Source organism: Thermalbibacter longus, assembly GCF_023806485.1.
GTDB classification, from domain to species: Bacteria; Chloroflexota; Chloroflexia; order Thermomicrobiales; family Thermomicrobiaceae; genus Thermalbibacter; species Thermalbibacter longus.
In genome coordinates this window covers 395,622-404,748 of record NZ_JAMSLR010000004.1, presented here as the reverse complement: position 1 = coordinate 404,748, position 9,127 = coordinate 395,622, and the positions used below count along the sequence as shown (strand labels likewise).

The 9,127-nt window shown below is 64.4% G+C and carries 7 protein-coding genes; 1 reads left to right on the top strand and 6 read right to left on the bottom strand.

The window, feature by feature from the left end:
- Positions 1–271: 271 nt before the first annotated feature.
- From NET02_RS08545 to NET02_RS08525, 5 genes are all read right to left on the bottom strand, one after another.
- Positions 272–1,084: a gamma-glutamyl-gamma-aminobutyrate hydrolase family protein gene (locus NET02_RS08545; protein ID WP_284056974.1), complete on the bottom strand. Its 813-nt coding sequence runs from the start codon at positions 1,082–1,084 to the stop codon at positions 272–274.
- 196 nt (positions 1,085–1,280) lie between these two features.
- A complete protein-coding gene (lon, locus tag NET02_RS08540) occupies positions 1,281–3,776 on the bottom strand; it encodes an endopeptidase La (RefSeq protein WP_284056973.1) in 2,496 nt (831 codons plus the stop codon).
- An 8-nt stretch (positions 3,777–3,784) separates the two neighbouring features.
- On the bottom strand, positions 3,785–4,192 hold the full coding sequence (locus NET02_RS08535; protein ID WP_284056972.1) for an Hsp20/alpha crystallin family protein: 408 nt from the start codon (positions 4,190–4,192) through the stop codon (positions 3,785–3,787).
- Positions 4,193–4,385: 193 nt separating this feature from the next.
- Positions 4,386–5,312: a decaprenyl-phosphate phosphoribosyltransferase gene (locus tag NET02_RS08530; RefSeq protein ID WP_284056971.1), complete on the bottom strand. Its 927-nt coding sequence runs from the start codon at positions 5,310–5,312 to the stop codon at positions 4,386–4,388.
- Positions 5,313–5,333: 21 nt separating this feature from the next.
- Entirely contained in the window at positions 5,334–7,112 is a 1,779-nt protein-coding gene (locus NET02_RS08525; RefSeq protein WP_284056970.1) for a putative glycoside hydrolase, read from the bottom strand.
- A 290-nt stretch (positions 7,113–7,402) separates the two neighbouring features.
- On the opposite strand from NET02_RS08525, the gene NET02_RS08520 reads away from it, so the two are divergent.
- Positions 7,403–8,383 (top strand): polyprenyl synthetase family protein, encoded by a 981-nt coding sequence (locus NET02_RS08520; RefSeq protein ID WP_284056969.1) that lies wholly within the window; start codon positions 7,403–7,405, stop codon positions 8,381–8,383.
- 58 nt (positions 8,384–8,441) lie between these two features.
- Here NET02_RS08520 and NET02_RS08515 read toward each other — a convergent pair whose 3' ends face one another.
- A complete protein-coding gene (locus NET02_RS08515; protein ID WP_284056968.1) occupies positions 8,442–9,032 on the bottom strand; it encodes a hypothetical protein in 591 nt (196 codons plus the stop codon).
- Between the last annotated feature and the right edge of the window lie 95 nt (positions 9,033–9,127).

The window sequence follows — 9,127 nt, the reverse complement described above, 5'->3', positions numbered from 1 at the left end:
CCTGAGCCAGGATCAAACTCTCCATCAGTGTTCTCGCCCCCTCGTGCGAGGGGTCGTCTTCACTGCCTGGGATACCCGGCCATATCCTGGTCTATTCGGACCAGGGGCACTCGACCACGCTCCGATTGTCAAGGTGCTACCGGCCTCATCAGAGGCCTCTCCAGACGCGACTACTAGTATACCCATCGAGCCCGGTCGCGTCAACCCAAAGGCGCGCGACCCGCGGCTCACCTCCCGCAGCCCTCCCGCAGCCGCCCCCCGGCACCGGGCTTCAGGGACGCTCACCTCCCCGACCAGCACCGAGCACCGGCTCCGTAAACGCCAACACCGCTCGACGCGCCTCGGCCGCCTCGACGAGCGCTCGGAATGGCTTCAGGTGCTCAGGATGCGCCTCGAACATCATCTCCGGATGCCACTGCACCCCCAGCACGAAGCGTCGCCCAGCCAGCTCGACTGCCTCGACGATCCCGTCCGGCGCTCGCCCAACCACCCGGAGCTCGCTCGCGACCTCGCGTAGCGCCTGATGATGGAACGAGTTGACAGCGATCACAGTGTCTCCATAGATCGCATGGAGGAGAGAGCCCGGCACGATTTCTACCTCATGGCTGGGCTCCGTGGACGGGATCTCTCGTCGCTGCTGGCGATGCTCGATCGTCGTGGGGACCTGGTCGCCGATGTCCTGGATCAGGGTACCGCCGAGCGCGACGTTGAGCACCTGGATCCCCCGGCAGATACAGAGCAGCGGTAGGTCCAGCTCGAGCGCCGATCGCGCGAGCGCGAGCTCGAACTCGTCCCGCAGATCGTGAATCCCGTAGGTCTCCGGGTGCACGGTCGAGTCGCCGTACCGACTTGGGCGGATATCGCCACCGCCGCTCAGCAAAACGCCGTCGAGAATCCTGACCAGGTGAGAAAGATGATCGAGCTGCGGCACGAGCACGATGGGGATGCCACCGGCATGCTCGATTGCGCGGGCGTAATTCGTGGACAGCGCGTAGCGCTCGAATGTTCCGTGCGAGAACGTGTCCGTGCTGGGACTCGGCGTGATGCCGATCACCGGCGGCCGCGCCAGGACTTCCTCACTCATCGCGCCCCCTTCCCTACCGCTCACCGCAACGGGTCATCCCTGTCGAAGTGCATAGTAACGCAGCACCCGTCGACGTCACAGAGAGCTCGCGCCGGCTTTCGGAGACGGAAGCCTCCGATACGAACTAAAGGAGACGACATGGGGACTGGTGGCCAGGACCACCAGTCCCCCGCGCTCGCTTCACCGCTCGGGCCGGCTAGCGCTGCTCGCTCGCCGCGGCAATCGACTCGACTGCGGCGCGGCCATCTCGCACGTCCTGCGCCACCTCCTCGATGCGCCGTCGGAACTCCTCCGGCATGGCTTCCGCCAGCACCTGGTCGATATTCTCGACCAGTACGAAGCGCATGTTCTCCTTGAGCACCGGCGGCAGGTCGTCCAAGTCGAGCTCATTGCGCTTCGGGAGGATGAAGACCTTGATGCCCGCCCGCTGGGCGGCAAGCGCCTTCTCCTTGATCCCCCCGACCGGCAGCACCTGGCCGCGCAGCGTGATCTCGCCAGTCATCGCTACCTCATCGCGGACCGGAATCCCGGTCAACAGCGAAACGAGGGCAGTGACGAGCGTGATCCCAGCCGATGGCCCATCCTTCGGAGTCGAGCCAGCCGGCACGTGGATATGGATGTCGCTGTCCTTGAGGAAGTCCGGCTCGATGCCGTATGCCTCAGCCCGCGACCGCACCAGGCTCAACGCCGCCTGGGCCGACTCGCGCATCACCTCGCCGAGCTGACCGGTGATGATGAGCTGGCCCTTGCCCGGCATTCGGGTCGCCTCGATGAACATGATGTCGCCACCGACCGGGCTCACGCCGACTCCGATCGCCACGCCCGGCTGCGAGGTGCGCTCGGAAAGCTCCTCGTAGTAGAAGCGCCGCTTGCCCAGAAATTCGCGGATCTCCTCCGGCGTGATCGTGCGCGGCACCTCCTGGCCCTCGGCGAGCCGAGTCGCCAGCTTGCGGGCCACGCTCGCGATCTCCCGCTCGAGGTTCCGGACACCGGCCTCCCGGGTGTAGTGCTGGATGATCTCCAGGATCGCCTCGTCAGTGAAGTCGAACTCCTCCGGGTTCAAGACATGACGCCGGAACTGCTTCGGGATGAGGTAGCGCCGGGCGATCTGCAGCTTCTCCTCGTCCGTGTAGCCCGAGAGCGACAAAACCTCCATCCGGTCGCGCAGCGCTGGCGGAATCGTGTCCAGCACGTTCGCGGTCGCAATGAACATCACCTTCGAGAGGTCGAACGGCACATCGAGGTAGTGATCCCGGAAACTGTGGTTCTGCTCCGGGTCCAGCACCTCGAGCAGCGCCGACGAGGGGTCCCCTCGCCAATCGGCACCGACCTTGTCGATCTCGTCCAGCACGAAGACCGGATCGTTCGTCCCGGCCCGGCGAATAGCCTGGATGATGCGCCCCGGCATAGCGCCGATGTACGTGCGCCGGTGGCCGCGTATCTCCGCCTCATCGCGCACGCCACCCAGCGACATGCGGGTGAATTCCCGGCCCAAGGCACGGGCGATCGACTGCGCCAGGCTCGTCTTCCCTACGCCCGGCGGCCCGACAAAGCACAGGATCGGCTCCCGGCTCGGTTCGGCCGCGTCCTCACCCCGCTCCTTGCGCAGTCGACGGACGGCCAGGTACTCGAGGATCCGCTCCTTGATCTTCTCCAGGTCGTAGTGATCCTCATCCAGGATCTGTCGTGCCCTGGCGATGTCGATCTCGCCCTCGGTGCTGCGGTTCCACGGCAACGAGGTCAGCCAATCCAGGTAGGTGCGGATCACGCCGTACTCGGCGGCGGCTGGGGGCAGCTTGGAGAGCCGATCCAGCTCGCGCAATGCCTCGCGCCGCGCTTCCTCCGGCATGCCCGACTCTTCGATCTTGGCCCGCAACTCGTTGATCTCGGCCTCCTGCTCGCTCGTCTCCCCGAGCTCGCGCTGGATGGCCTTGAGCTGCTCGCGTAGGTAGTACTCACGCTGGGTGCGCGCGACCTCCTCCTGCACCTCGCTCTGGATCTTCTTGCCCAGCTCCAGCAGGTCGAGCTCGCGGCTCATGAAGGCGTTCAGCTTCAGGAGCTTGTCGCGCACGCTGTCCAGCTCGAGCAACTCCTGGCGCTCCTCAGGCTCCATCCGCAGATTGGACGCGATCAGGTACACCAGATGGAGCGGATCGTCGATGTTGAGGGCCGCGGTGACCAGCTCCTCCGGGAGGTTCGAGACCAGCGAGACCAGCCGCTGGAACAGCTCCAGCGCGTTGCGCATCAGCGCCTTGACCTCGACGGTATCTTCCACTGTCTCGGGAATTTCCTCGACCAGCGCCCGGAGGTACGGCTCTTCCGCCACCCATTCGACGATGCGCATCCGCCGCAGCCCCTGCACCGCCAGGCGCACGGTGCCGTCGGGCACGCGCATCATCTGGTGGATACTCGCGATCGTCCCGACCTCATAGGTCTCTCCCGGGCCGGCGCCCTCCTGCTTCGGATCCTTCTGGAGCACCAACCCGACCAGGCGGTCGCCCGAGGCCACATCGTCGATCAGCCGCAAGGAACGCGGCTGCCCGGCCGCCAGCGGCACGACGGTCATCGGAAAGACAACCGTGTTGCGAAGCGGCAAAACCGGCAACACCCGCGGCTCGCTCTGCTCTTCGCCGCGCGGTTCCTCGCTCACCTCTTCCACTGTTTGCTCGCGCTCACGCAGCTCATCCGTCATACGTCAACTCACTCCTCTTCCGGAGCCAGCTCGGCCGTGCGCAGTGGCACCACGCGAGAGGCTCGGACCCGTGGTAGCGATACCTGGAGTAGGCCCTGCTCGTACACGGCCTCGACGGCATCGAGTTCGATGGCGAAGGGCAGCAGAACCTCGGTCATGAAGGGGCCGTAGAAGATCCCCATCTCGTGATACGTCTTCCTCTGCTCGCCATCGCGCGGCCGGCGGATGCCAGAGATGCGCAGGACCGCATCGTCGACGACTACTTGCAGATCCTCGTCCCGCACCCCCGCGACCTCGACGCGGACAACCAATCCATGCTCGTCCTCGAAGACTTCAGTGGGTGGGCGCCAAACACCGGCCTGTGAACGGAGCAGCGGGCGAAATCCGATCACCCACGACTGGAAAACCTCAGCCATCTCTTGTTGAATCCGCCCCGTTTCGTGCCGGCCGCGACGTCGGATGATCAACATGGCCGTGTCCTCCCGCACCCTCCACCAGCGGCTTCGAGACGTGATGCCGGCACGGCCGGCAGACCCCCGCTGGCCACGCCCCGAGTATAGCAGGTCACGCTACATGTTTCCACAGGACGTGGAGCAAATTTGCGTCGTGTTATAGCAGCTTCCAGCCGTAGAGCAGGATGATGGCGGTCAAGCCCCAGAGGCCGATGGCGGTAAGGAGCGGCAAGTCCGTAAGGAGCACCTGCTCTGGCACTCCCCCCTGCTCGCGACGATACACGAGGTAGAGGTAGCGAAACATGCCGTATATCACGAAGGGGATCGTCATCATCATCGCGTGGTTGTCCGGCAGGTTCGGAGCGGAGAAGGTGTAGAGCGAATATGCCATCAGCGTGGCGGCCGCAGTCACGGTGAGGAGCGCGTCGAGCAGCGGGACAGTGTAGTCGTCGAGATTCCGGCGGTGATTGGCCGCCTGCTGCTCCAGAAGCACCATCTCGTGGCGCCGCTTCGCGAACCCGAGGAAGAGCGCGAGCAGTACCGTGCAGACGTAGAGCCACGGAGAGAGAGGCACCTGCACGGCGACGGCGCCGGCGACCGCGCGCAGCACGAATCCCCCGGCGATTGCGAGCACGTCGATCAGCACCAGGTGCTTGAGCACCAGAGTGTAGAGGCCGATCAACATCACGTAGGCGCCGAGCACAGCCAGCAACTTGGGGCCGATGAGCACCGACGAGACCACCGCAACGACGAGCAGGATGCCGATCGAGAGGCGAACGGTGCTCGCGCCGATCCGGCCAGCCGCGATCGGGCGATAGCGTTTCAGGGGATGCTGGCGGTCGGCTTCGGCATCGTGCCAGTCGTTGAAGAGGTAGAGGGCACTCCCAGCAGCGCAGAACGCGAGCATCGCCACCGTAGCTCGCAGCAGCGCGTGCCAGTCGGTCAAGAGGCCGCCGAAGACAAGTGGTGCGAAGACCACCGCGTTTTTGATCCACTGGCGGGGCCTGAGCGAGACCAGCAGATCGACCCAGCGCGCCGCCGTTGCCTCGAGAGACAGGACTCGGCTGCGTTCGAGATCGGCCATCTCACCGCCATCCAAAGCCAGCTAGCTCGCGTGCAGCGCCTCTTCATGGTACACGTTGTCTGCGTTCCAGATCATCCAGGAATCTAAGCCGGCATCCTCCACCGCCTGGATCTGCGCGCGTACCTCGTTCGGGCCGTACTCGATCCCTGGGCCGTACGAGAAGTCCTGCAGCCAGGGCCGCAGCTTGCGAACATGCTGCGGGATCCGCTCTGCCCCGTTCTGCAAGCTCCAGAGGATCACTTCATATGGGTGATCGTTCGGGATCTCGAAGCCCATCGACCCGGGATAGAAGTGCGAAGGGTAGATCATCGGACAGATGTAATCGACCCGTTCAGCCACGACTTCGAGGACCTGGCCGATGCCGCTGTCTCCCAGCTCCCAGAGAGTGAGTCCGAAGATATCCGCACCCAGGTAGGCCCGCGTCGGGGCGAGGGCTAGGCGAGCGCGCTCCAGGAACTCGCCGATCGCCTGCGTGCGTGTCTCACGATTGTGCTCAACCCCGTATTCGGCCCGGTCGAGCGGTCCGTCACTCGGGAAGCGGATGTAGTCGAGCTGGATCTCATCGAAGCCGAAGCTCGCCGCTTCGAGGGCCAGCGCGATGTTGTAGTCCCATACCTCCGAGCGATGTGCATTGACCCAAGCCAAGCCGTTCCATGTTCGCCACAAATCGCCCGTTGCCGCATCTTTGATGGCCCATTCGGGCTTGGCCTCTGCCAGGATCGGATCTTCGAACACCACGATGCGGGCGATCGCGTAGATGTCTCGCCGGTGTAGCTCCTCAACGATCGCCTTCGGGTCCAGGATGGGCAAAACGGCGCCGATCTCCTGAGCGAGCTGCACCTGGCTGTCGTAAAACACGCGCCCGGTGCTGTCCTTGAGGTCGACGACGACGGCGTTGACCTCGGTTCGCTCGACCAGCGCCAGCCGCTCGGCCCAGGCCTCCGGATTCGCTGCCACTGCCGCGTTGATGTAGATGGCCCGGACGCTGATCGGCTCGAGCTGCGCTGCCACGCGCATCTCGGCGCTCAGAGGCACCACCGCTGCGCGGTACCCCGGTGCTTTGACGACGATCTCACCCTGCTCCGGTGCCCCGGTCAGGCGAAACGTGCCCATCTCGTCCGTCGTCGCGATCGCGTTCCCGATAGCAACGGTGGCTCCCTGGATCGGCTGACCGTCCGGATCGGTCACCTGCCCGGTGACAACGTCCGGCCTCAAAGCGACCGAGACGGCTGTCTGCCTGCTCAGATCGATCCGAACATCGGCAAACTCGTCGTGCTCGAAGGCCAGCGTCGCCCCCTCTGGAACTCCACGCAGCGCATAGGAGCCGTTCGAATCGGTAGTCGTCTGAGTCACCACCTGGTCGCCGGAAAGGGCTTTCACGGTGACGCCGGCTAATGGTTCCCCGTTATCTCGACGAGTGACGACCCCACGGACCACATTCGGACGCATTCGGACACGTGCGGATCGCTGGTCAGGAGCAATCTCCAGCGTGACCGGATCATAGTCTTCTTTCTCGAACACGAGACTCGCGGAACCTGAAGCCTCGATGCGCGCTTCACCCGCCTCATCGGTGACGGCTTCCGCCTGCCCGGCTCGCACGTGCACGCCAGCGAGCGGCTGCTCCGTGTAGGCATCGAGGACCGTCACGTGCAATCGCTCATCACGGATAAGCACAACGTAACCGGTGGTTGCCAGCAGCACGATGAGCGGCAGACCTAACATTGCCAGGCTGAGCTTCCAGCTCAGCCAGTGCCAGCGACGTCTCCGGCGCAACCCGAATGGTGATGGTTCAGTCCGCACGCCACCTCCCCATCCCGCAGACCTATCTCACCGATTGCAGAGAAGTGATAGGGCACACACCGTTGGGCTGCAGTATGCCATACTGACAAGCGGGCGCCTCCGGACGGCGCAAGCGGAGCTCTGAAGCCGCGAAGGATCCGGCGAGGTGAGCTGCTCGCGCGCGTTTGACTGCGCGGAGTCACCCGCCTGTGGCCTCTGTGAAGCTGTTCACCTATAATCCCCCTGGCCGGTAGACCGGCGCGTGGAAACGTAGCATATCGGTTCCGTGGCATGGGAAGGCTGGAGGCTACTTGGACTTCGGTACCGTCCTGGAGGCGATGCGGCCCGACCTCAAGCGGGTCGAAGACCGCCTTCTCGAGGAGACAGCGCTGGAATATCCCCTCGTCGGGGATATTCTTCGAGGCTTGATCGGTGCCGGGGGAAAGCGTCTCCGGCCACTCTTGGTGCTCCTCGCTGCCCGGGCCTTCAACTACGACCTGGACCGCCTGGTCCCCGCCGCGGCAGGAATCGAGCTCTTGCACACCGCCTCACTGATCCACGACGACTCGATAGATCATGCCGAGCTACGACGAGGGCAGCCGACGCTCAATTCGGTTCTCCCACCGGAGGTCGTCATCATGGTGGGGGATTACATGTTCGCCCGTTCAGCCATGCTCGCAGCTTCCACCATGAACCCGCGAGTGCTGGCCGTCTTCGCGAACTGCCTCGGCAGTATCTGCGATGGCCAGCTCCGCGAGATCTTCGCCGCCCGCCGAGCGGATGTGAGCCTCGACGACTATCAGCGCCGTATCTACGGCAAGACCGCCGCGCTCTTCGCCGGCTCGGCTGAGATCGGAGCGATCCTCGGAGACGCGACTGACAAGGAGATCGACGCGCTCCGCCGCTACGGCGGGCACCTCGGTATGGCCTTCCAGATCGTGGACGATGTGCTCGATCTGCGCGAATCTACTGACCATATCGGCAAACCTGCCGGGCACGACCTGCGCCAGGGCACAGTGACGCTTCCGACGATGCTGTTCCTTCAGAATCGTCTCGGAGACGCGAGCAGCCTGGCGCTCGTGGAGCATGTTTTGACAGAGAGCGCGCCCGGCGACCACGAGGTTGCTGCCGCCGTCTTAGCGATCCGGCGATCCGGCGCCATCGAGCAGGCGATCGAGCTAGCCTGGCAGTACGTCGAGCAGGCTCGCGAAGCCCTGGAAGCGATTCCCGAAGGTGAGACACGCGACATGCTCGCGGCGCTAGCTGAGCATGCCGTGGAGCGTCACTATTGAGTGCCCCCCGGTGGGCACTTCCAATTCCCAACACCGTCCAGGAGCCGATAGCCAGGCATCACATCGCGATGAGACTGCGCTCGTACATCCTGGTGAAGAAGCGATCCCAGACACGCTCGCCCGGCGCGAGCTCTTCGAACTGTGCCGCCAGCTCGTGGGGCTGAGCGGGCGTAATCAGGATCGTCGAAAGCTTCTGAACATACCGCCGCTCGACCGCCTGATCCAGGAACTGCAACTCGTGCCGGTGGTGCGGCGCGACTCCCGCGATGATCAACAGGTCGGAGATGATCATTCGGGCCATGCTGTCTCGAGAGATGCGTGTCGCGATATCGTACTCCCGCTTCGCGCGCCCCTGGAGCGGCAGCGTCCGCTCGGACATCGCCTGCAGCTCCACCTCGACCATGTAGGCGTTCAAGGCAAAGTCCCGCCATGGGATGTAGTAGTACGTGATGAGCGGTTGGTACTCCGATAGCCGCCCCAACATGAAGGTGACGATGCGGGTTCCGCGCGAGCCGCCCGCATTGAAGATAAACCAGCCGTGACCCGCGCGCAGGTGCTGCATGATCGAATCGAAGTACTGGGTCAGCCGGGCCAGGAGATCGACATCTTGAAGCGACGGCTCCTCACGGATCTCCAGCTCACTGGACACGTCACGCCTCCATGCTGTCATCCCGCTCTCGACCGAGTGCAGCGCCCCGCTGTCAGCACGTGCCTCGGTGAATTATGTACTACGCCTCTCACCCG